The organism is Stenotrophomonas daejeonensis (assembly GCF_001431505.1).
Lineage (GTDB): Bacteria > Pseudomonadota > Gammaproteobacteria > Xanthomonadales > Xanthomonadaceae > Stenotrophomonas > Stenotrophomonas daejeonensis.
On sequence record NZ_LDJP01000024.1, the window covers coordinates 1 to 21,789 of the forward strand.

The 21,789-nt window shown below is 70.1% G+C and carries 20 protein-coding genes; 11 read left to right on the plus strand and 9 right to left on the minus strand.

Features of this window, described 5'->3' with window-relative positions:
- Positions 1-138: 138 nt before the first annotated feature.
- Both ABB34_RS04870 and wrbA read right to left on the minus strand, forming a co-directional pair.
- Positions 139-474, minus strand: a complete 336-nt coding sequence (locus tag ABB34_RS04870) for a DUF2069 domain-containing protein (protein ID WP_057640131.1) — start codon at positions 472-474, stop codon at positions 139-141.
- On the minus strand, positions 471-1,064 hold the full coding sequence (wrbA, locus tag ABB34_RS04875) for an NAD(P)H:quinone oxidoreductase (protein ID WP_057640168.1): 594 nt from the start codon (positions 1,062-1,064) through the stop codon (positions 471-473). Before wrbA ends, ABB34_RS04870 begins: the two co-directional genes overlap by 4 nt.
- Before the next feature lie 77 nt (positions 1,065-1,141).
- On the opposite strand from wrbA, the gene ABB34_RS04880 reads away from it, so the two are divergent.
- From ABB34_RS04880 to ABB34_RS04900, 5 genes are all read left to right on the plus strand, one after another.
- Entirely contained in the window at positions 1,142-2,416 is a 1,275-nt protein-coding gene (locus ABB34_RS04880; RefSeq protein WP_057640132.1) for a YihY family inner membrane protein, read from the plus strand.
- Positions 2,413-2,970: a TlpA family protein disulfide reductase gene (locus ABB34_RS04885; protein WP_057640133.1), complete on the plus strand. Its 558-nt coding sequence runs from the start codon at positions 2,413-2,415 to the stop codon at positions 2,968-2,970. The genes ABB34_RS04880 and ABB34_RS04885 overlap by 4 nt, the downstream gene beginning before the upstream one ends.
- 87 nt (positions 2,971-3,057) lie before the next feature.
- A complete protein-coding gene (locus ABB34_RS04890) occupies positions 3,058-4,209 on the plus strand; it encodes an SPFH domain-containing protein (RefSeq protein WP_057640134.1) in 1,152 nt (383 codons plus the stop codon).
- A gap of 21 nt (positions 4,210-4,230) precedes the next feature.
- Positions 4,231-5,577 (plus strand): hypothetical protein, encoded by a 1,347-nt coding sequence (locus ABB34_RS04895; RefSeq protein ID WP_057640135.1) that lies wholly within the window; start codon positions 4,231-4,233, stop codon positions 5,575-5,577.
- Positions 5,574-5,822, plus strand: a complete 249-nt coding sequence (locus ABB34_RS04900; RefSeq protein WP_057640136.1) for a hypothetical protein — start codon at positions 5,574-5,576, stop codon at positions 5,820-5,822. Before ABB34_RS04895 ends, ABB34_RS04900 begins: the two co-directional genes overlap by 4 nt.
- 75 nt (positions 5,823-5,897) lie before the next feature.
- On the opposite strand, the gene ABB34_RS04905 is transcribed toward ABB34_RS04900, so the two are convergent.
- From ABB34_RS04905 to rph, 7 genes are all read right to left on the minus strand, one after another.
- Positions 5,898-7,595: an O-linked N-acetylglucosamine transferase, SPINDLY family protein gene (locus ABB34_RS04905; RefSeq protein WP_057640137.1), complete on the minus strand. Its 1,698-nt coding sequence runs from the start codon at positions 7,593-7,595 to the stop codon at positions 5,898-5,900.
- A complete protein-coding gene (gene pepQ, locus ABB34_RS04910) occupies positions 7,592-8,935 on the minus strand; it encodes a Xaa-Pro dipeptidase (RefSeq protein WP_057640138.1) in 1,344 nt (447 codons plus the stop codon). Before pepQ ends, ABB34_RS04905 begins: the two co-directional genes overlap by 4 nt.
- A gap of 81 nt (positions 8,936-9,016) precedes the next feature.
- Positions 9,017-9,364, minus strand: coding sequence for a PilZ domain-containing protein (locus ABB34_RS04915; protein ID WP_057640139.1), 348 nt, complete (start codon positions 9,362-9,364; stop codon positions 9,017-9,019).
- Complete coding sequence (locus ABB34_RS04920) at positions 9,361-11,808, minus strand: DUF1631 domain-containing protein (protein ID WP_057640140.1); 2,448 nt, start codon at positions 11,806-11,808, stop codon at positions 9,361-9,363. Before ABB34_RS04920 ends, ABB34_RS04915 begins: the two co-directional genes overlap by 4 nt.
- Positions 11,809-11,879: 71 nt before the next feature.
- Positions 11,880-13,103, minus strand: coding sequence for a radical SAM family heme chaperone HemW (gene hemW, locus ABB34_RS04925; RefSeq protein WP_083490070.1), 1,224 nt, complete (start codon positions 13,101-13,103; stop codon positions 11,880-11,882).
- A gap of 8 nt (positions 13,104-13,111) precedes the next feature.
- Entirely contained in the window at positions 13,112-13,711 is a 600-nt protein-coding gene (gene rdgB, locus ABB34_RS04930) for an RdgB/HAM1 family non-canonical purine NTP pyrophosphatase (protein WP_057640141.1), read from the minus strand.
- Positions 13,708-14,433 carry a ribonuclease PH gene (gene rph, locus ABB34_RS04935; protein WP_057640142.1) on the minus strand — a complete coding sequence of 242 codons (726 nt, stop codon included), beginning with the start codon at positions 14,431-14,433 and terminating at the stop codon, positions 13,708-13,710. The genes rdgB and rph overlap by 4 nt, the downstream gene beginning before the upstream one ends.
- A 172-nt stretch (positions 14,434-14,605) precedes the next feature.
- Here rph and ABB34_RS04940 point away from each other — a divergent pair, with 172 nt between their 5' ends.
- The 6 genes from ABB34_RS04940 to recG all read left to right on the plus strand — a co-directional run bounded on the left by ABB34_RS04940 (position 14,606) and on the right by recG (position 21,732).
- Positions 14,606-15,466 carry a YicC/YloC family endoribonuclease gene (locus ABB34_RS04940; protein WP_057640143.1) on the plus strand — a complete coding sequence of 287 codons (861 nt, stop codon included), beginning with the start codon at positions 14,606-14,608 and terminating at the stop codon, positions 15,464-15,466.
- Positions 15,467-15,551: 85 nt separating this feature from the next.
- Positions 15,552-16,163, plus strand: a complete 612-nt coding sequence (gene gmk, locus ABB34_RS04945; protein ID WP_057640144.1) for a guanylate kinase — start codon at positions 15,552-15,554, stop codon at positions 16,161-16,163.
- 176 nt (positions 16,164-16,339) lie between these two features.
- Positions 16,340-16,639 (plus strand): DNA-directed RNA polymerase subunit omega, encoded by a 300-nt coding sequence (gene rpoZ / locus ABB34_RS04950; protein WP_057640145.1) that lies wholly within the window; start codon positions 16,340-16,342, stop codon positions 16,637-16,639.
- 123 nt (positions 16,640-16,762) lie between these two features.
- Positions 16,763-18,922 (plus strand): RelA/SpoT family protein, encoded by a 2,160-nt coding sequence (locus tag ABB34_RS04955; RefSeq protein WP_057640146.1) that lies wholly within the window; start codon positions 16,763-16,765, stop codon positions 18,920-18,922.
- Between the two features lie 305 nt (positions 18,923-19,227).
- A complete protein-coding gene (locus ABB34_RS04960; protein WP_057640147.1) occupies positions 19,228-19,611 on the plus strand; it encodes a RidA family protein in 384 nt (127 codons plus the stop codon).
- Between the two features lie 9 nt (positions 19,612-19,620).
- Positions 19,621-21,732 (plus strand): ATP-dependent DNA helicase RecG, encoded by a 2,112-nt coding sequence (gene recG, locus ABB34_RS04965; RefSeq protein WP_057640148.1) that lies wholly within the window; start codon positions 19,621-19,623, stop codon positions 21,730-21,732.
- Positions 21,733-21,789 lie beyond the last annotated feature (57 nt).

Genomic DNA, 21,789 nt, shown 5'->3' on the forward strand with positions numbered 1-21,789 from the left:
GCGATGGGGCTTTCCCGGTAACGCCCCTCGCGACTGGCGTCGCTCCTACGGTGAAGCTCAGTCCGTAGGTCGGGGCTACGCCCCCGACGGTTCCCGGCATCAAGGCATCGGGGGCGTAGCCCCGACCTACAGGCATGGTCAGGATTTGCGCTTGCCGAACCGCGCGCGCAGGCCGGGCAGGCTGGCAAGCGCGACGACCAGCAGCGCCAGCACGATCTCCACCCACGCCAGCAAGGCGGTTTCGCGGTGCGTCCAGGCGCTCATCACGCCGTGGCTGAACCAGAACAGCGCCAGCACCCCCGACCAGAACGGCGCGCGCCGCCAGCCCAGCCGCAGGCCGATGGCCAGCAGCAGCGGCGGTGCGGTGAACACCAGCTGCGTGGCCAGCCAGTGCTTGTCGTGCAGGAACCAGTACGTGTACAGCGCGGCCAGCGCGATCAAGGCCAGCAGCAGGGTCGTGCGTCGTGCGTTCATCGCGCCAGCCTCCGCGCGACGTCGGCCACGCGCCGGCCCAGCACGCGCGCCAGCTGCGCCTCGTCGTCGCTGGGCTGCGGATCGTCCTGCGCGCCGGCCACGTGGCTGGCGCCATAGGGCGTGCCGCCGCCGGTGGTGTGGCTGAGCGCCGGTTCAGTGAAGGGGATGCCGACGATCAGGCAGCCGTGGTGCAGCAGCGGCAGGTGCATCGATAGCAGGGTGGATTCCTGCCCGCCGTGCATCGACGCGGTGGAGGTGAACACCGCCGCCGGCTTGCCGGCCAGGGTGCCGTTGACCCATTCGGCGCCGAGCCCGTCGAGGAAATGCTTGACCGGTGCGGCCATGTTGCCGAAACGGGTCGGGCTGCCGAGCACGATGCCGTCGCACTCGGCCAGGTCGGTCGCCTCGACGTAGGGCGCGCCGTCTTCCGGCACCGGCGGTGCGCTGGACTGGGTGACGGCGGCCACCGGCGGCACCGTGCGCAGCCGCGCGCTCATGCCCGACACCTCGCCGATGCCGCGGGCGATCTGCCGCGCCAGCCGCGCCACCGAGCCGCCACGGCTGTAGTACAGCACCAGGATTTCCGCCATCGCACCATCCACACGTCACACGGGAGGCGGCAGTATCGGCGATGCGGGCCGCGCTTTGCATCGGGTACCCTTGCCGCATGCAGCCTCTGGATTCGCTCAATCTGTGGATGGAACGCATCCGTGACCGGGGCCGCCGGGCCAGTTTCGCCCGGTTCCTGTGGTGCCGTTTCCTCGACGACCGCCTGTTCGAGGCGGCCGGCGCGCTGGCCTACACCACCGTGTTCGCACTGGTGCCGCTGGCCATCGTGGTGTTCGGCGTGCTGTCGGCGTTCCCGATGTTCGACCGTTGGAGCGAGGCGCTCAGCGACTACGTGTTCTCCAACTTCGTGCCATCGGCGGCGCGCGCGGCCGAAGGCTACCTGCGCCAGTTCTCGGCCAGCGTCGGCCAGCTCACCGCGGCCGGCTTCATCGCGCTGGTGGCCTCGCTGCTGATCACCCTCAACAGCGTCGAGCAGATCTTCAACCGGGTCTGGCGGGTCGCCTCGGCGCGGCCGCGGCTGACCCGCTTCCTGGTCTACTGGACCGTGCTGACGCTGGGCGCGATGCTTGCCGCCGCGTCGCTGGCGGTGTCGGCCAAGGTGTTCGCGCTGCCGCTGTTCGGCACCGCCGAGGGGCGCTGGCTGGCCGACCTGTCGCTGCGGCTGGCGCCGGTGCTGATCGAGTTCGCCTGCGTGATGCTGGTCTACCGGGTGGTGCCGCACCACACGGTGAAGTGGCGCCATGCCGTGCCCGGCGCGCTGCTGGCGGTGGTGATGCTGGAACTGGTGAAGTGGGGCATGGGCCTGTACCTGGGCAGTTTCCAGGCCTACCAGAAGCTCTACGGCACCGTGGCGTTCGTGCCGATCCTGCTGCTGTGGATCTATCTGGGCTGGGTGTCGGTGCTGCTCGGCGCCTCGCTGGCTTCCTCCGTCGCCGCGTTCCGCTACCAGCCGCTGGCGTTGCGCCTGCCGCAGGGCTGTGAGCTGTATGCGCTGCTGCGCCTGCTCGGCCGTTTCCGCGAGGCGCGCCGGAGCGGACAAGGGCTGGACGAGGAAGAACTGCTGACGCTGGAGCCGATGCTCACCGACTCGCTGCTGCAGCAGATGCTGGAGCAGATGGAAGGCATCGGCCTGCTGCGCCGCGACGAGCGCGGGCAATGGCTGCTGGCGCGCGACCTGGGCGGCATCACCCTGCACGAGCTGTACGAAAGTGCGCAGCTGCGCATCCCGGTGGCGGAGGAGTATCTGCCGTTCCGCGAGGATGCGTTGGGCCAGGCCGCCTGCGCGGCGCTGGACGAACTGCGCGTGCCATTGCGCGCGCAGCTCAAGCGCAACGTGGACGATATCTACACCCATGCCGGAGAAAGCCGATGACCCCCCGATTGCCCTGCCTGGCGCTGCTGGCGCTGGCATTGGCGGCCTGCAAGCCGCAGCCCGAAACCGTCGCACCCGAAGTCGATGCGCCGTCGCCGGCCACCCAGCCGGCCAGCGCCGGGGCGGTGGAGCACACCGCGGAAATGCCGCGCTTGCAGGTGCAGACAGTGGACGGCAAGTCCTACGACCTGGCCGACCACCGCGGGCAATGGGTGCTGGTCAACTTCTGGGCCACCTGGTGCGGCCCGTGCCTGCAGGAGATGCCGGAGTTGTCGGCGCTGCACGCCATGCGCGGCAACATCGACGTGGTCGGCCTGGCCTACGAGGACATCGAGCCGGCGGACATGCAGGCCTTCCTCGACAAGCACCCGGTCGCCTACCCGATCGCCATCCTCGACCCCTACGACCCGCCGCAGGACTTCGCCACCCCGCGCGGGTTGCCGATGACCTGGCTGATCGCGCCGGACGGCAAGGTGGCCCGGCAGTTCGTCGGCCCGGTCGATGCGCGGCAGGTCGAGCAGGCCATCGCCGAGGCCGGCGGCGAAGCGGGTTGAACGGGGCGATGTCTCGGCCAGCGGTTTTCATGTAGTTTTGCGGACGCGCCGGGCGTGGTGCCCGGCAACGAAACAAGGAGTGGTGTCATGGGGCTTGTTCAGGCAGCAAAGGGTGCGATCAGCGGAGCGCTTGCCGACCAGTGGAAGGACTTCCTCACGGTGCCGGACGGCCTGCCGGCCACGGCGGCGCTGTTCGCCGCGGTGCCGCGCGGCAGCAATGCCGGGCGCGGTGCCAACACGCTCGGCTCGTCGAACATCATCAGCAACGGTTCGCGGATCGTCGTGCCCGAGGGCTACGGCCTGCTGCTGTTCCAAGACGGCGCGGTCACCGGCTTCGCCGCCGAGCCGGGCGCCTATGAATGGCGTTCGGACGACGTCAACTCGGCCTCGATCTTCGCCGGCGACGGCCTCGTTTCGTCGCTGATCAAGCAGAGCTGGGAGCGCTTCAAGTTCGGCGGCCAGCCCGGTGCGCAGCAGGCCGCGTTCTTCGTCTCGCTGAAGGAACTGCCCGACAACCGCTTCGGCACGCAGTCGGAAATCTACTGGGACGATGCCTTCCTCAACACCCAGGTCGGCGCGGTGACGCGCGGCTCGTACACGCTGAAGATCGTCGACCCGATCCTGTTCGTGAAGAACTTCGTGCCGGCGGCCTACCTGCAGCCGGGCAAGGTGTTCGACTTCACCGACCTGGACAACGCCGCGGCCAGCCAGTTGTTCAACGAAGTGGTCGGCTCGCTGGCGCCGGCGTTCAGCCTGTACTCGAACGACCCGGCCAAGGGCAACCGCATCGCCCGCCTGCAGCAGGATTCGGTGGGCTTCGCGCAGAGCCTGTCCGCGGCGGTGGAAAACGCCTACCAGTGGAAGACCGAGCGCGGCCTGGCCATCGTCAAGACCGCCATCGTCTCCATCGAGTACGACGCCAACACCCGCGAACTGCTCAAGACCGTGCAGCGCGCCGATGCGCTGTCCGGCGCGCGCGGCAATTCCAACCTGCAGGCCAGCGTCGCCCAGGGCATCCAATCGGCCGGCGAGAATGGCGGCGCGGCGGGCCTGATGGGCATCGGCATGGCTTCGGGCATGATGGGCGGCATCGGTGGCCTGCAGCAGCCGGTGGCGCCGGCTGCGCCGGCGGCGGACGACCCGGTCGCGCGGCTGAAGAAGGCCAAGGAGATGCTCGACCTCGGCCTGATCACGCAGGGCGACTACGACGCGCTCAAGGCCAAGGCGCTGGGCCTGTAACCCGCAGGACGCGCCGCGAACATGCCAGATCCCGGAACCACCCCGCCGCCGCTGCCGTCCTCCGCCGCGCCGCCGCCCTTGCCGACGGCCGCGCCGGCCGGACCGGGGTCGCCGCAGGAAGTGCCGCCGCTGCCCGGCAGCTTCCCGCTGGATACCGCGAAGCTGCCGAAGGCGATCCGCGACGAGATCGACGCGCCCGATCCGGTCGCCATCGACACCTCCGCCACCGAGCTGAAGGACGGCCTCAACCGCTGCCCGAAATGCGGCGCCACCGAGATCCGCCAGAAGCCCGGCAGCGACGTGCTGGTCTGCCTGTATTGCCGCCACGAATGGCATGGCGAGCGGGTCGAGGAAGCGTTCGGTTTCGGCGAAGGCATCGACCAGCTGACGGGCACGGTGGTCGCCTCCGGCGCGCAGGACATCGCCGCCGACGCCGCCAGCCTGATGACCTTCAAGTGCGGCGGCTGCGGCGCGGAAGTGGCGGTCAACACCGAGAACGCGATGACCGCGCGCTGCCACTGGTGCCGCCACGTGTTCGGCGTCAACGAGCAGATCGCCAATGGCGCGGTGCCCGACGCGGTGCTGCCGTTCCACATCAGGAAGGACGATGCGGTCGCGCGCATCCGCCAGTTCGTGGACAAGCGCCGCATGTTCGCGCTCAAGGCGTTCAAGGAGCAGTTCACGCCGGAGAACGTGGTCGGCGTGTACCTGCCGTACATGATCGTCGATAGCAACGCCAGCGCCGACGTCGCCGGGCAGGGCGAGATCCAGACGCGCAGCTACACCGTGGGCACGGGCGACAAGAAGCGGACCTATTACGACGCCGACGTCTATCGCGTGGAACGGCACGTGGACTTCACCGTCGACGACCTGCCGCTGGAATCTTCCGGCGAGCGCGGCAACCTCGACGTGAACGCCAACACCAACAACATCATCAACACCATCCTGCCGTTCGACACCAAGAACGCGGTGAAGTGGAATGCCTCGTACCTGGTCGGCTTCACGTCGGAAAAGCGCGACCGCGACGTCGAGCACCTGCGCCCGCGCCTGGAGGACCAGTTGCTGTCCATCGCCCGCTCGCAGGTCGAAGGCTCGGTGCGCCGCTACGGCCGCGGCGTGCGCTGGGAACAGGAGCGGCTGGAAGTGCACGGCACCCGCTGGGTGTCGATGTACCTGCCGGTGTGGCTGTATTCCTACCACCAGCGGGGCCGCAACGGCGGCCTGCTGCACTACATCGCGGTGAACGGCCGCACCGGCGAGACGATGGGCAGCGTGCCGGTGCAGCAGTGGAAGCTGCTGCTGGCCGCGCTCACCGCCGGCACCTTCATCGAAGCCCTCGCAATCGCATTCCTGGTAGCCACGACATGAGCGAAGACAGCGGACTCTGGTTGCTGGCCGCAGGCCCGGCCGGCGCGACGGCGCTGTACTGGGCGCTGTACCGGTATTACCGCAATACCGACAAGTCGCATGCCTTCGAGCGCGAAACCGACATCGAGGCCAGGCCGGTGACCGGCGCGGACACCAAGGTCGGCGAGGTGAAGGGCACCCAGCGGCGGCGCATCGACGGCGACAACGTGGGCGCGCACCGGCAGCGGGTGAAGCGGGTGCGCTGAGCCGCCCTCGTAGGTGCGGGGCTTGCCCCGCACAGGGCATTGCCGGGAAAGCCACATGCGGGGCAAGCCCCGCATCTACGGGTGCAGGCTTTGCAGCAACACGGCGAAGTCCCTCGCGAAGCCGGCCATGTCGAACAGGCCGCTGTCGCGGCGCGCCACGGCCAGCCGCTGGCGCAGGCCGCGCAGCGCGGCCGGGTCGTTGCCCAGCGCGATGGCGGTGGCGACGAAAGCGTCGTCGTCGGCCACGTTCATTTCGTCCAGCCCCAGATGGTGGTTGAGGCTGCCGGCCACGCGCGAGGCGAAGGTCGCGCCGGGCGCGGTCAGCACCGGGCAGCCGGCCCACAGCGCATCGGATGCGGTGGTGTGGGCGTTGTAGGGATGGGTGTCGAGGAACAGGTCGGCGTGGCGGTAGCGCGCCAGGTAGCGCGGATGCGGCAGCTTTGGCATGAACACCAGCCGCGCCGGTTCCACGCCTTGCTGGCGGGCGACCTCGCGCAGCCGCTCGTCGGCACGGCCTGGGCCTGATAACAGCCACAGCACGCTGCCGGGCACGCCGCGCAGCACCCGCAGCAGGCGGCCGACGCTGCGCGGGTTGAGCTTGTAGCTGTTGTTGAAGCAGCAGAACACGATGCCGCTGCCGTCCTCGCCGCGCTCGGGCAGGCCGCAGTCGCCGCGTGCCGGCGGCTCCCCGACGATGCGGGTGTTGTCCGAAGGCTGGAATGCACGCGGCAGCCGCAGCACGTTTTCGCTGAAGGCCGGTTCCAGCGCTGGCGGCAGCACGAAAGCGTCGGCCAGCACGTGGTCGATCCACGGCGCGCCGGAAGTGCCGGGATAGGCCAGCCAGTTGACCTGCACCGGCGCCGGACGCAGCGCCAGCACTTCGGGCGCACCGCCGCCGCCCCAGCCGCGCAGGTCGAACAGGATGTCGATGCCGGCCGCGCGGATGTGCCCGGCGATGGTGGCGTGGGGCTGCCCGGCCACGTCGTGCAGCGTGTGCGCGGCGGCCTGCAGGCGCCGGCGGATGGCGCTGCCGTCTTCGCGGTTCAGCGCGAACAGGTGCACCTGCAGTGCCGGCTGCATGCGCAGCTGCTCGAACAGCGCCACCGTCAGCAGGCCGGTGGGGTGCGCGCCGAAACCGTTGGACAGGAAGCCGACGCGCAGCGGGCCGGACAGGCGCACCGGTGCCGGCGGCAGTGGCCGCAACGAGCCGGCGACCGCCTGCGCGCGCTGGCGGGCGCAGGCCAGTTGCTCGGCGGCGCCAGCGTCCTCGCTGAGGAAGGCGAACGGTTCCACCGCGGGGTTGCCCTGGGCGACGGCATCGCGCACCTGCCGCGACAGCGCGTCCAGTCCGCGCCAGTCGCACAGCCGCCGCTGCCAGTTCAGGCGTTGCGCGGCGATGTAGGCCTCGCCGGGCAGCAACGCGTGGGCGCGGCGGTAGGCATCGGCGGCGGCTTCCGGTTGCCCGGCGTCTTCCAGCGCATGGCCCAGCCACAGCGCGATGCCCGGATGCTGCGGTGCCTGCATGGAGGCGTGCTGCAACAGGCTGGCGGCCTCGTCGTGGCGGCCCTGCATCCAGCGGGCGCGCCCGAGCCGTGCCAGCGCCTCGGGGTGGTCGGCGCGCAGCTGCAACGCGCGTTGCGCGGCCGTTTCGCCGGCGGCCACGTCGCCGGCGCCCAGCTCGGCATCGGCCAGCATCACCCAGGCGATGAAATCGGCCGGTTGCCGTTGCACCGCCTGGCGCAGTTGCCGGCGTTCGTCGGGCGCTGCGCTCACGCCTGCGCCGCGAACACCGGGCGGGTGAGGTTGTCGGCGTCGCCGCCAGTGCACAGCACCTCGTCCTCGATGCGGATGCCGCCGTAGGGGCGGAAGAAGTCCACGCGCTCCCAGTTGACGCTGGCGGCGTTGCCGGCCTTCTTCACCTCGTCCAGCAGCATGTCGATGAAGTACACGCCCGGCTCGACGGTCACCACCATGCCCGGTTCCAGCACGCGGGTCATGCGCAGGTAGGGATGGCCGGCCGGGCGCTCGATGCGGCCGCCGCGGTCGCTGGCGGCGAAGCCGGCCACGTCGTGCACCTGCGCGCCGATCAGGTGGCCGATGCCGTGCGGGAAGAACGCCGCGCTGACGCCGCTGGCCAGCGCCGCTTCCGGCGATACGGTGATGACGCCGAAGTCCCTCAGGATGCCCATCAGCGCCAGGTGTGCATCGACGTGCAGCTGCTTGTAGTCGAAGCCGGCGCGCACCGCCGCGCACATCTTCTGCTGCGCGGCATCGACCGCGTCGATCAGCGCCTGGAACTCGTCGTGGCCGGCCGCGGCGTAGGTGCGGGTGATGTCGCTGGCGTAGCCGTGGGCCGAGGCGCCGGCATCGATCAGGAAGCTGCGCAGCGGCTGCGGCGTGCGCTGGCCAAGATCGGTGTAGTGCAGCACCGCGGCGTGTTCGTTGAGGGCGATGATGTTGCCGTAGGGCAGCTCGTTGGCGTCCTGCCCGACCGCGCTGCAATAGGCCATGTGGATGGCGAACTCGCTGGCGCCGGCGCGGAACGCGGCCTCGGCGGCGCGGTGGCCGCGTACCGCGTGCGCCTGCGCCTGGCGCATCAGCGCGATCTCGTAGGGCGTCTTGAACGCGCGGTGGTAGTCGAGGTAATCGAGTACCGGCTGCGGGTTGTTGGGCACGAATTGCCTGTCGGAAGCCGCACCCAGCGCGCTCTGCGGCTCGCCGAGGATGGCGCAGCGCGCCGGGTCCTTCGGCAGCAGCGCCAGCGCCTGTTCCGGGGTGCGGATGACGTGGATGTCGAAATGCTCCACCCACCAGCCGCCGGGTGCGGCCGGCACCACGTGCCAGTAGTCGTGCGGTTGGTGGTAGACCAGCTGCGGGCGCTTGCCCGGCGTGTACACCAGCCAGCTGTCGGGCAGGCGGGTCAGCGGCAGCCAGCTCTTGAACTGCGGGTTGACCGCGTACGGGTAGTCGCGGTCGTCGAACACCTGGTAGTGCAGGCGGCCGCTGGGGACGACGAGGTGGTCGAAGCCGCCACGGGCCAGGGCTTCGTCCGCGCGGCGGGCGAGCACGCCCAGATGGTCGGGATACAGGGCGCCGGGATCTTGCGGGTTCATCGTGGGGCTCGCTCGGGTGAAGGAAGGCGAAGCCACGATTTTGCCGCAATCAGGCAGCGGCCGCTGTGCCGTTTCCGGCACTCAGGCCGCTGGGAGCTGGGCTTCTATCCATTGCCGCAGCTGCTCGCGCTGGCTCTTCTCCAGGGCGATGAAGCGGAAGCCGGCCCACGCATGGCCGGGTGCGCGCGTGGCTTCGTGCCACAGCAGGTGGGCGCCGACGTCGATCGACAGCTCGCCGCCGCGGTCGTCGGTGATGGGGAAGCGCAACTGGTAGAGCGCGTCCTCCACCAGCGGTTCGGAGGCGATCAGCAACATGCCGGTTTCGGAAATGTTGCCGAGCCGGCCGATGCCGGTGCCGGTCATCTGGTCGGTGACCGGCACCAGTGCGGGGACCTGCAGGCGCGGGGCGCGCCGGGTTTCGGTAATCATGCGGCCGGCTCCGGGGTGGCGCCACGGGTGAGCGAGCGCAGGGCGCGCAGGGTGGCCTGCCAGGCACGGTCGATCAAGCGTGCGCGGTCTTCGGTGACGATGCGCAGCTGGCCGTGCGCCATCAGCCGTGCCAGCGCGTCCAGGGTGTGCTCGGCCACCTTCTGCCCGCGTGCGTTGACGAACAGGGCGTGGTCGGTGATCAGGCTGTACCAGGACAGGCGCAGGCGGCGGCTGTCGCCCTGCTGGTTGGTGACGAATTCGAACCAGGTGCCGAACGGCAGCATGCGCAGTTGCCGGTAGCGGGCTTCCTCGTCCGCGGTGCGCGCGGCGACCGGCCGCTCCCTGTCCTCGCCGGCGCCGCCCTTGCTGTCGCCGGCGCCGAGCCGGGCACGCGCCTTCAGCTTGCTGGCCAGCTCGGTCTTGGAGGTGATGGCGTCCTCGCCGCCGGGCGCGGACAGGCGCCGGGCGATCGCGCTGGCCTCGTCCTGGTGGTAGCCGACCTGCAGCAGCGATTCCTCGATCTGCTCGCCCAGCGCGGCGTCGGCCTCGCCGGCCGGGTTGGCGGTGATCTCGCCGATGCGCCGGGTGGCCTGCTGCTGTTGCTGCCATTCCTCGGAATCCTCGCCGCGGCGCAGCAGGGTCAGGGTCAGCACGTCGCTCCAGGCTTCCTGCAGCAGGGTCTGCACGAACTTGGGCGGTTCCGCGCTCTGGCACAGCTGGCCGATGGTGCGGCCGGCCAGTTGCTTGGCCGCTTCCAGCCGTTCCTTGCCGCGCGCGGCCTCGATCTGGCGGCGCTCGGCCAGCTCGGCCTTGCGCGCGGCCGAGTGCAGGTGGGTCTGCACCTTCTGGTTGGCCTCGGCGAAGACCGCCTCGTCGCCCTGGTAGTCGTTGACGACCTGCTCGACCACCTCGTCCAGTTTCTGCAGCAGTACCGGGTCGTCGTCATCCTCGCCGAGCCAGACGGCGCCGGCTTCGGCCACGGTGTTGAGCAGCTCGCGCGCCGGGTGCTGTTCGCGGACGAAGAAGGCCTCGTCGCCGAGCGCGGCGCGCGCCAGCGGAACCTGCAGGCGGGTGAGCAGGTCCGCCGCCGGGCCGGTGCTGCGGACTTCGTGCTGGATCTGGGTGTAGAGCAGGCCGAGCAGGTCCAGGGTGTTGCCGTCGCGCGGCGACAGCACCGCGCCCTCGCCGTGTTCGGCGCGGACCTGCGACAGCAGCGCGGCGTGGATGTCGCCGAAGCTGCGCCGGGTACCGGGTACCGGGGCCTGCGATTGCAGGCGCCCGAGTACGCTCGCCACCGCCTCGCTGGGCACGGGATGGGTGGGGGCCGCGGGAGCCGCCGGCGCAGCGGGGGATGCCGTGCCGGTGGCACGCGGGCCGGCCGTGGGCACGCCGCCGGCCGCCGCGGCCTGGCTGGCGAGGTTGCCCAGCGCCGCCATCATCTCGCCGAGGTCGCCGGCGGTGGCGCCACCGGTCGCGGCGCCGCCGGCCTGCAGGTTCCGGGCCAGCAGTTGCCGCGCGCTGTTGAGCAGTTCGTGCACGGCGGCCATGCCGGTGTCGGCAACCGGCCCGGCCACGGCTGCCGGCGGAGCGTCGCCGCCGGGGACGACATCCGCGGCCAGCGCGGCGGCCGACCACGACATGGCCGGCGCCTGGCCCTGCCACTGGGTCAGCGGCCGCTGCGTCGCCGCCGGTGCGTCGCCACCGGGCGCGGTGCCGACGCCGCCGCGGCGAGGTGCGGAGGGGCGCGGCAGGTAGGGGATGTAGACCAGCCCCGGCAGCACGCCCTCGCGTGCCAGCAGGATGTTCAGCCGGTCCAGCAGCTCGACCAGCAGGTCCAGCACCTGCCGCTCGAACACGTGGTACAGCTGCAACTGCGCGAAGGTGTCCAGCTCCAGCCGTTCGCCGCATTCGCGCAGGATCCGGCACAGCCCATAGGGCCCCACCGGCAGCCGTTCGACATCGAACGCCGGTTGCGCGGCCAGCACGCCGAAGCGCTGGCCGAGCAGTTGCAGGTGCGATTGCGCGCGCAGGCTTTCGCGCCGCGCCATCTCGTGCAGGACGATGTCACGGTCGATATCGGTGTCGTTCACCAGCGTCATCGTTCGCGCCGGGGTGGGCACCCGGGCGGCGGCAACCGGTTCGCGCAGGCCGGCGATCGCCGTGGCCAGCGCATCGAGGAACCAGACGGGGAACTGCGTGGCATGCACGCCCAACTGCCGGATCTGGGCGTAGATATCGGACTGGATCTGGCTGTTGCGCGCCTTCTCGGCCTGGCTGAACAGCTCGCGCTCGAGCTGGACGGTGGTCAGCTGCAGGTGCGGGGCCAGCACCTGCGCGGCGACGCCGTGGATGGCTTCGAGCAGCTGGCGCACGCGGGGCGGGACCGGCGCGGCGGCGATGCAGGCCAGCGCCTGGTTGGACGAAGTTGCTGCAGTGCCTGACATCCGTTGTACGTCCGCGTCCCCTGATGGGGCGATTTCTATCATTTCGGGAAGGGTGGTGCCAGTTGCGCGGGTCAGGGCAGGAACAGCTCGATCACGTCGTTGGTGAAGCGCCGCCCCAGCTCGGTGGGCGTGACGCGCCCGCCTTCGACCAGCAGCCAGCCGCGCTCGACGGCGGTGGCCAGCGCCGGTTGCAGCACGCCGCGCGCCAGCCCGGTGCGCGATTCGAAGTCGCGCAGGCCGAAGCCCTCGTGCAGGCGCAGCAGGTTGAGCATGTACTCGAACGGCAGGCGCGCGGCGTCGATCACGTCGTCGCCACCGATGCTGGCTGCGGTGCCGGCAGTGTCCATGAAGGTCTGCGGGTGCTTGTGTTTCCAGCGCCGCAGCACGTGTTGCTCGGCCCCGGAGCTGATCTTGCCGTGCGCGCCGGCACCGATGCCGAGGTAGTCGCCGAAGCGCCAGTAGTTCAGGTTGTGCGCGCATTGCCGGCCCTGCCGGGCATAGGCGCTGACCTCGTACTGGCCATAGCCGGCCGCGGCGAGCAGGGCTTGGCAGTGTTCCTGGATGTCCCAGGCGCCGTCCTCGTCGGGGATGCCCTGCGGTGGCCGCGCGAAGAACACCGTGTTCGGCTCCAGCGTCAGCTGGTAGTGCGAGATGTGGGTGGGAGCCAGCGCGAAGGCGCGTTCGAGGTCGTGCTCGGCCTGCGCCAGCGTCTGCTGCGGCAGCGCGTACATCAGGTCGATGTTGAAGTTGTCGTAGCCGGCATCCTGCGCCAGCTTCACCGCGCGCTCGGCCTCGGCGCTGTCGTGGATGCGGCCCAGCCGCTGCAGCGCGGCGTCGTCGAAGGTCTGGATGCCGAAGCTGATGCGGTTCACGCCGGCGGCGCGGTAGCGGTCGAAGCGGCCATGCTCGGCGGTGCCGGGGTTGGTCTCCAGCGTCACTTCCAGGTTTGGTGCGAAGCGCAGCCGCGCGCTGGCCTGTTGCAGGAAACGGTCGATGGCTTCGGGCGGGAACAGGCTGGGGGTGCCGCCGCCGAAGAACACGCTGTTCACCACCCGGCCCCAGACCAGCGGCAGGTCCTGGTCGAGGTCGCGGATCAGTGCATCGACATAGGCGTCGAACGGCAGCGCGCCCTTGGCCGCATGCGAGTTGAAGTCGCAGTACGGGCACTTGCGCACGCACCACGGCAGGTGCACGTACAGCGCCAGCGGCGGCGGCACCAGTTGCAGCGGTGGGGCGTGGTCCGTCGGGCCGGGACAACCGCAGGCGTCGCCGTGGGCGTGGGAATGCGCGGTCATGGCCGGGTTCAGCGCACCAGTTGGCTGGACAGTTGCTGCAACAGCAACTGCAGCGCCTTGGCGCGGTGGCTGCGGCCGTTCTTCTGTTCCGGCGTCATCTCGGCGGCGGTCAGGCCCAGTTCCTCGTCCAGGAACACCGGGTTGTAGCCGAAGCCGTGGTGGCCGCGCGGGGTGTCGATGATGCGGCCTTCCCAGCTGCCTTCGCAGATCAGCGGTTGCGGGTCGCTGGCGTGGCGCAGCAGCACGATCACCGCGTGGAAGCGGGCACTGCGGCGCTCGGCCGGCATCTCGCGCAGCGCGTCGAGCAACTTGGCGTTGTTGGCCGCATCGTCGGTGGGGCTGCCGGCATAGCGCGCGCTGTACAGGCCGGGCGCGCCGTCGAGCGCATCGACGATCAGGCCGGAGTCGTCGGCCAGCGCCGGCAGGCCGGTGGCCTCGCAGGCGTGGCGGGCCTTGATCAGCGCGTTCTCGACGAAGGTCAGCCCGGTTTCCGCCACGTCGCCCACGCCCAGCTCGCGCTGCGGCACGATCTGCAGCGGCAGGCCGGCCAGCATCGCCTGCAGTTCCTTCAACTTGCCGGCGTTGCCGCTGGCCAGCACCAGCTTCATGCCGACAGCGCCTGCTGCTGGGCGGCGAACAGCTCGCCGATGCCCTTTTCGGCCAGTGCCAGCAGCGCGTCGAGCTCGTCGCGGCGGAAGGCGTGGCCCTCGGCGGTGCCCTGCAGCTCGATGAAGCCGCCGCCATCGTTCATCACCACGTTCATGTCGGTGTCGCAGTCGCTGTCCTCGGCGTAGTCCAGGTCCAGCACCGGCACGCCCTTGTAGACGCCGACCGACACCGCCGCGACCGCGCCGAAGATCGGGTTGCGCTTGATCTCGCCGCGCTTGAGCAGCAGGTTCACGGCGTCCACCAGCGCCACGTAGGCGCCGGTGATCGCGGCGGTGCGGGTGCCGCCATCGGCCTGCAACACGTCGCAGTCGAGGGTGATGGTGCGCTCGCCCAGCGCGTTGCGGTCGATGCAGGCGCGCAGGGTGCGGCCGATCAGGCGCTGGATCTCCAGCGTGCGTCCGCCCTGCTTGCCGCGCGCGGCCTCGCGGTCGCTGCGGGTATGGGTGGAGCGCGGCAGCATGCCGTATTCGGCGGTCACCCAGCCTTCGCCCTTGCCGCGCAGGAACGCCGGCACCCGGTTCTCGATGCTGGCGGTGCACAGCACGCGGGTGTGGCCGAAGCTCACCAGCACCGAGCCTTCGGCATGGCGGGTGAAGGCGCGTTCGAGGGTGACGCTGCGCAGCTGGTCGGCCTGGCGGCCGCTGGGGCGGGAAAAGGTCATGGAAAGTCCGGGTTGCTGGGGGTCCCTTCTCCCCTCGGGAGAAGGTGCCCCGAAGGGGCGGATGAGGGTACGGGCGAAGCCACGCGGCAATGAGCCGCACGCTGCGCCGGTGCCGATCTGGAAGGGGCGCTAGGGTACCATTTGCCCTCTTTGCCACGCACCGGAAACCCGCATGATCCGAAGCATGACCGCCTATGCCGGCGGCGAACGCACCACGCCCTGGGGCACCCTCGGCTGCGAGCTGCGCTCGGTCAACCACCGTTTCCTCGAAGTAGGGGTGCGCCTGCCGGAGGAACTGCGCGCGCTGGAGCCGCAACTGCGCGAACGCGTGGCCGGGCGCATCAGCCGCGGCAAGCTGGACCTGGTCATGCGCCTGCGTGCGCCGGAAGCGGCGTCTTCGCTGGCGGTCGACGAAGCGCTGGTCGAGCAGTTGGGCGACCTCGCGCGGCGGCTGCATTCGCGCTTCCCCGACATGCGCATCAACTTCACCGACCTGCTGCAGTACCCGGGCGTGCTGCGCGGCGAGGCGGCCGATACGGCGGCCCTGCATGCCGAGGCGTTGGTGCTGCTGGACGAGGTGATCCACGGTTTCGTCGCCGCGCGCGAGCGCGAGGGCAACACGCTGGCCGCGGCGATCGCCGAGCGGGTGGATGCAGTCGAGCGCATCGCCGCCGAGGTGCGCACGCTGATCCCGGCCATCCGCGAGGGCCAGCGCGCCAAGCTGGCCGCGCGCCTGGCCGACCTGCCGCACCCGGTCGATCCCGGCCGCGCCGAGCAGGAACTGGTGATGTGGCTGCAGAAGCTCGACGTGGACGAGGAGCTGGACCGGCTTGGCAGCCATATCGGCGAGATCCGCCGCGTATTGCGCCAGCGCGAGCCGGTCGGCCGCCGGCTGGACTTCCTGCTGCAGGAGTTCAACCGCGAGGCCAACACCCTCGGCTCCAAGTCGGTGGACAGCCGCACCTCCAACGCCGCGGTGGAGCTGAAGGTGCTGATCGACCAGATCCGCGAGCAGGTGCAGAACCTGGAATGACCGCGCCCGTCCGCGGCATTTGCAGCGGCGCCCGCGGCTGGTTATCGTGCGCCGCCCGACTTTCATCGACCCGGAGAACCGAGCGATGCGTGGCACCCTCTACATCGTCGCGGCCCCCTCCGGCGCCGGCAAGAGCAGCATCGTCAACGCCACGCTGGCGCGCGACCCGCAGGTCGCGCTGTCGATTTCCTTCACCTCGCGGGCGATGCGCCCGGGCGAGGTGAACGGCAAGCACTACCACTTCGTCAGCGCCGCGGCGTTCGAGGAGATGATCGCCGCCGGCGATTTCTTCGAGCATGCGCTGGTGCATGGCGACTGGAAGGGCACCGCGCGGCAGTCGGTGGAGCCGCAGCTGGCCGCCGGCAAGGACGTGCTGCTGGAAATCGACTGGCAGGGCGCGCGCCAGGTACGGGCCAAGGTGCCCGATGCGGTCAGCGTGTTCATCCTGCCGCCGTCCAAGCAGGCGCTGGACGAGCGCATGCGCAAGCGCGGGCAGGACAGCGAGGCGGTGATGGCCCAGCGCCTGGCCGCCGCGCGCGAGGAAATGCTGCATTACGACGAATTCGATTTCGTCATCGTCAACGAGGTGTTCGACACCGCGGTCGATGAAATGTGCGCCATCTTCACCGCCAGCCGCCTGCGCCGGGCGCAGCAGCAACTGCGCCACGATGGCCTGATCCGCTCGTTGCTGGCCTGAGTCCGTCCGGACCCAGGGGCGCCGGCAGCTGCAATAAGTCCGGTGGAATTGCGCAAGTCGCTGATTTGAAAGTGATGTTGCCGGCACGAACTTGCGTGCTCAGGCGGCATGCCGTATCCTCCCCCGCCTTTCCCCACCCCAATGCATGACGGCCACCGCCGTCGGGAGTCCGTTCAATGGCCCGTATCACGGTCGAAGATTGTCTGGAAGTGGTCAACAACCGCTTCGAACTGGTCATCATGGCCTCCAAGCGTGCGCGCCAGTTGGCCAATGGCGTGCAGGCCACCCTCGACAACAGCGAGACCGACGACAAGCCGACCGTGCTGGCGCTGCGCGAGATCGCCGCCCGCAGGATCGACAACGAGCTGATCGAGGAAGTCGAGAAGGCCGAGCGCGAGCGCATCGAGCGCGAGGCGCTGGAGTGGGCCGCGGCCGAAGTGGTCGCCGACGAGGACATGTCGAAGAACGACGACTGATCCACCCGGTCATCGGCTTCGCAGCGAACAGCCCGCCCCGTGCGGGCTGTTTGCATTTACGGGCGGTGGCGGCCAAGGCGCGGGCAATTGCCGTGTTCTCCGCGCTGGCATAGTCTTCCGGGCATGAACCCAGGCCCCACTGCCCAGGTCGCCGTGCCCGCGGGTGGCACGGTGCCGGATTACGTACTCCAACTCGAACGCGCAGCCAGCTACCTGCCCGCCGAGCAGCTGCCGATGCTGCGTCGTGCCTGGGAAGTGGGGGCATCGGCGCACGCCGGACAGACCCGCAAGTCCGGCGAGCCCTACATCACCCATCCGGTCGCGGTGGCCGGCATCCTCGCCGAACTCGGGCTGGACGTGGAGGCGCTGGTCGCGGCGATCCTGCATGACACCATCGAGGACACCCCGCTCACCCGCGAGGAACTGGCCGGGGAATTCGGCGAGACCGTGGCCGAGCTGGTCGATGGCGTCACCAAGCTGGACAAGCTCAAGTTCCGCGACCGCCAGGAAGCGGCGGCCGAGAGCTTCCGCAAGATGCTGCTGGCGATGTCGCGCGACCTGCGGGTGATCATGATCAAGCTCGCCGACCGCCTGCACAACATGCGCACGCTGGGCGCGCAGAGCGCCGAGGCGCGGCGCCGCATCGCGCTGGAAACGCTGGACATCTACGCGCCCATCGCCCAGCGCCTGGGCATGAGCCTGATCAAGTCCGAGCTGCAGAACCTCGGCTTCAAGGCACTGTACCCGTGGCGCCACGCCATCCTCGAAAAGCACATCCGCAGCCAGCCGGTGGTGCGCCGCGAGGCGATGGCGCAGGTGGAGGTGCAGCTGTCGCAGCGGCTGGCGCGCGAGGGGCTGGAACACCGCCTGGTCAGCCGCATCAAGACGCCCTGGAGCATCTACACCAAGATGCACGAGGAGAACAAAACCTTCGACCAGGTGATGGACGTGTTCGGCTTCCGCCTGGTGATGCGCTCGGTGCCCAGCTGCTACCACGCGCTGGGCGCGGTGCACGCGGCGTTCAAGCCGCTGGACGGCCGCTTCCGCGACTACATCGCCATTCCCAAGGCCAACGGCTACCAGTCGCTGCACACGGTGCTGTTCGGGCCCTACGGCTCGCCGATCGAGGTGCAGATCCGCACCGAGGAGATGGACCTGATCGCCGAGCGTGGCGTGGCCGCGCACTGGACCTACAAGTTCGGCGGCGAATCGCCGAACAGCGCGCAGAGCCGCGCCCATGCGTGGATCGTCGAGCTGATCGACTCGCAGCGCTCGGCCGGCTCGTCGCTGGAGTTCCTCGACAATGTCAAGGTCGACCTGTTCCCCGACGAGGTCTACCTGTTCACGCCCAAGGGCAAGATCCTCGCCCTGCCGCGCAACTCCACCGCGCTGGACTTCGCCTATGCCGTGCATACCGACGTCGGCAACCGCGCGGTGGCTTCGCGCGTGGACAAGAAGCTGGTGCCGCTGCGCACCCGGCTGGCCAGCGGGCAGACGGTGGAGATCATCACCGCCAAGTCGGCCGCACCCAAGCCGCAATGGTTGGAGTTCGTGGTCAGCTCCAAGGCGCGCACCGCCATCCGCCACCAGCTCAAGCAGCTCGAGCACGAGGACGCGGTGCAACTGGGCCACCGCATGCTCGACCGTGCGCTGGAGGCGATGGACAGCTCGATCGAACGCCTGCCCAAGGGTCGGCTGGACGCCTTCCTCGCCGAGCACCGCTACCCGCGGCTGGAGGCCTTCCTGGCCGATGTCGCGCTGGGCAATTGGATGCCCACGCAGGCCGCGCAGGCGCTGATGGCGCATGGCGAGCCGCGCGCCGACGGCGGTACCCGGCGCGTGCAGGAGAAGATCCTGATCAACGGCAGCGAGCGCGGCGTGATCAGCTTCGCCGGTTGCTGCCAGCCGATCCCCGGCGACGAGATCATGGGCTACCACACCGCCGGCAAGGGCATCGTGGTGCACCGCATGGACTGCCCGAACCTGGCCGAGCTGCGCAAGTCGCCCGAGCGCTGGGTGCCGATCGGCTGGGACAGCAGCGTGGTCGGCGACTACGACACCGCGCTGATCGTGGAAGTGGAGAATGGCACCGGCGTGCTGGCGCAGCTGGCCGCGGCCATCGCCCAGAGCCATTCCAACATCGAGCGGGTGGACTACCTGGACCGCGATTTCAATGCCGCGGTGCTGTGCTTCAACCTGCAGGTGCGCGACCGCACCCACCTGGCCGAGGTGATGCGCCGGCTGCGAAGGCTGTCGGTGGTGCAGTCGGTGCGCCGGCAATAACCACCATGGGAGTGGCGCCCGACCGTGGGTCGGGCGGCGGGATGGTCCAATGCGCACGCAGGGCCGGTGCCGACCGACGGGCGGCACCCGCTGGTATCCCGGTGGCACGGTTCGATTTCTCCACAACCGGTGTGCAACGCCACACTGACAACTTGTGGATAACCCGCTGCGGCCCTTTCCCGGCGTGCCTCCGCAAGCGCTGGTGAATTTTTGTCCAGCCGCGGCATTCCCCGGTATGTCATGGCAACCGGCGACGCGAAGGTGGGCGGTACAATGTTCCGCCTTTATCCCAACCGGAGCTTTCCATGTCCCGCCAGATCATCAACACCGCCAAGGCACCGGCCGCGATTGGCCCGTATTCGCAGGCCGTGCGTGCCGGCAACACCGTGTATTTCTCCGGCCAGATCCCGCTGGACCCGGCCACCGGCGACATCGTCGCCGGCGACGTCGCGGTGCAGGCGCGCCGCGCCTTCGACAACCTCAAGGCGGTGGCCGAGGAGGCCGGCGGTTCGTTCGACAAGATCGTGCGCCTGGGCCTGTATCTGACCGACCTGGGCGAATTCGCCAAGGTCAACGCGGTGATGCAGGAATATTTCCAGGCGCCGTTCCCGGCCCGCTCCACCATCGAGGTATCGGGCCTGCCCAAGGGCGCGGCGTTCGAGGTCGATGCGGTGATGATCCTCGACTGACCGCCACGCATGGCGCGCACGCGGGCGTCCACCCCGGTACTGGCAGCTAGCGGCGAAACGCCGGTGACGGTGCTGCCCGGCGTGGGCGCGTCGGTGGCCGCCAAGCTGCAGGCGCGCGGCATTGGCAGCTTGCAGGACCTGTGGCTGCACCTGCCGCTGCGCTACGAGGACCGCACCACCCTGCTGCCGATCCGCGCGCTCAAGCCCGGCCTGCCGGCGCAGGTGGAGGGCAGGGTGGAAGCGGTCGAACGCGGCTTCCGTTACCGGCCGATGCTGCGGGTGGCGGTAAGCGACGGTTCCGGCGGCACGTTGGTGCTGCGCTTCTTCCACTTCCGTGCCGCGCAGGTGGCGCAGTTCACCATCGGCACGCGTCTGCGTGCCTACGGCACGCCGCGCCCCGGCCAGCATGGGCTGGAAATCGTCCATCCCAGCTACCGCGTGCTGGGCGAGGGCGAAGAACCCGGGCTCGGCGAGGCGCTGGACCCGGTCTATCCCGCGATCGAGGGCATCGGCCCGGCGACGTTGCGCAAGCTGATCGGGCAGGCGCTCGAACGTTTGCCGGATGAAGCGGCATTGGAAGTGCTGCCGCCGGCGTTGTTGGCCGGCATGACGCTGCCATCGCTGCGGCAGGCCCTGCTGACCATGCATCGCCCACCGGCCGATGTGGATCTTGCCGCACTCGCCGCCGGCACCCACCCGGTGCAACGGCGGCTGGCGCTGGAGGAATTGCTGGCGCACCACCTCAGCCAGCGCCGCCAGCGCATCGCCCTGCAACGGCAGCGCGCACCCGCGCTGCGCGGGCGCGATGGGTTGGCGAAGGCATTGCTCGACGCGCTGCCGTTCCGCCTCACCGCCGCGCAGCGGCGCGTGTTCGACGAAATCCGCAAGGACCTTGCGCGCGCGCATCCGATGCTGCGGCTGGTGCAGGGCGACGTTGGTTCCGGCAAGACCGTGGTCGCGGCGCTGGCGGCGATGCTGGCGGTGGAGCGCGGCAAGCAGGTGGCGCTGGCCGCGCCGACCGAACTGCTGGCCGAGCAGCACCTGGCGAACCTGCGCGGCTGGCTCGAACCGCTGGGCGTGCGCGTGGCGTGGCTGGCCGGCAAGGTCACCGGCAAGGCGCGCGGCAAGGTGCTGGAGGAGGTGGCCTCCGGCCATGCGCAGGTGGTGGTCGGCACCCATGCGCTGATGCAGGACAACGTGGTGTTCGATGACCTGGCGCTGGCCATCGTCGACGAACAGCACCGCTTCGGCGTGCACCAGCGGCTGGCCCTGCGCGACAAGGGCGCCGCCGCCGGCGTGGTGCCGCACCAACTGGTGATGACCGCCACGCCGATCCCGCGCACGCTGGCGATGGCTGCGTATTCCGACCTCGACGTGTCGGCCATCGACGAACTGCCGCCCGGCCGCACCCCGGTGCAGACCAGCGTCCTCAGCGCCGAGCGCCGCCCGGAGCTGGTCGAGCGCATCCGTCTGGCCTGCGCGCAGGGGCGGCAGGCGTACTGGGTGTGCACGCTGATCGACGAGAGCGATGAAGTCGTGGCCACCGCCGCGCAGAACACCTACGAGACATTGTCGGCACAGTTGCCGGAGCTGCGCATCGGGCTGGTGCACGGGCGCATGAAGGCCGCCGAGAAGCAGGCGGCGATGCGCGCGTTCAAGGTCGCCGAAACCCACCTGCTGGTCGCCACCACGGTGATCGAGGTCGGCGTGGACGTACCGAATGCCTCGCTGATGATCATCGAGAACGCCGAGCGCCTCGGCCTCGCCCAGTTGCATCAGCTGCGTGGTCGCGTCGGCCGCGGTGCGGCGGCGTCGAGCTGCGTGCTGATGTACCAGCCGCCGTTGTCGGCGATGGCCCGGCAGCGGCTGGAGACCATGCGCCAGACCAACGACGGCTTCCTGATCGCCGAAAAGGACCTGGAGCTGCGCGGCCCCGGCGAACTGCTCGGCACCCGCCAGACCGGCCTGGCCGCCTTCCGCATCGCCGATCTTGCCCGCGATGCGGCCCTGCTGCCGGCGGTGCATGCGTTGGCCGAACGCCTGTTGCGCGAATCGCCTGCCGTGGCCGACCGCGTGGTGGCGCGCTGGGTGGGCGGCGCGGCGCGCTACGCCTCCGCCTGAAGCCCCGCCGTAGGAGCGCACCTTGGTGCGCGAGAGGCTTTGCCGGTAATGCCCCAT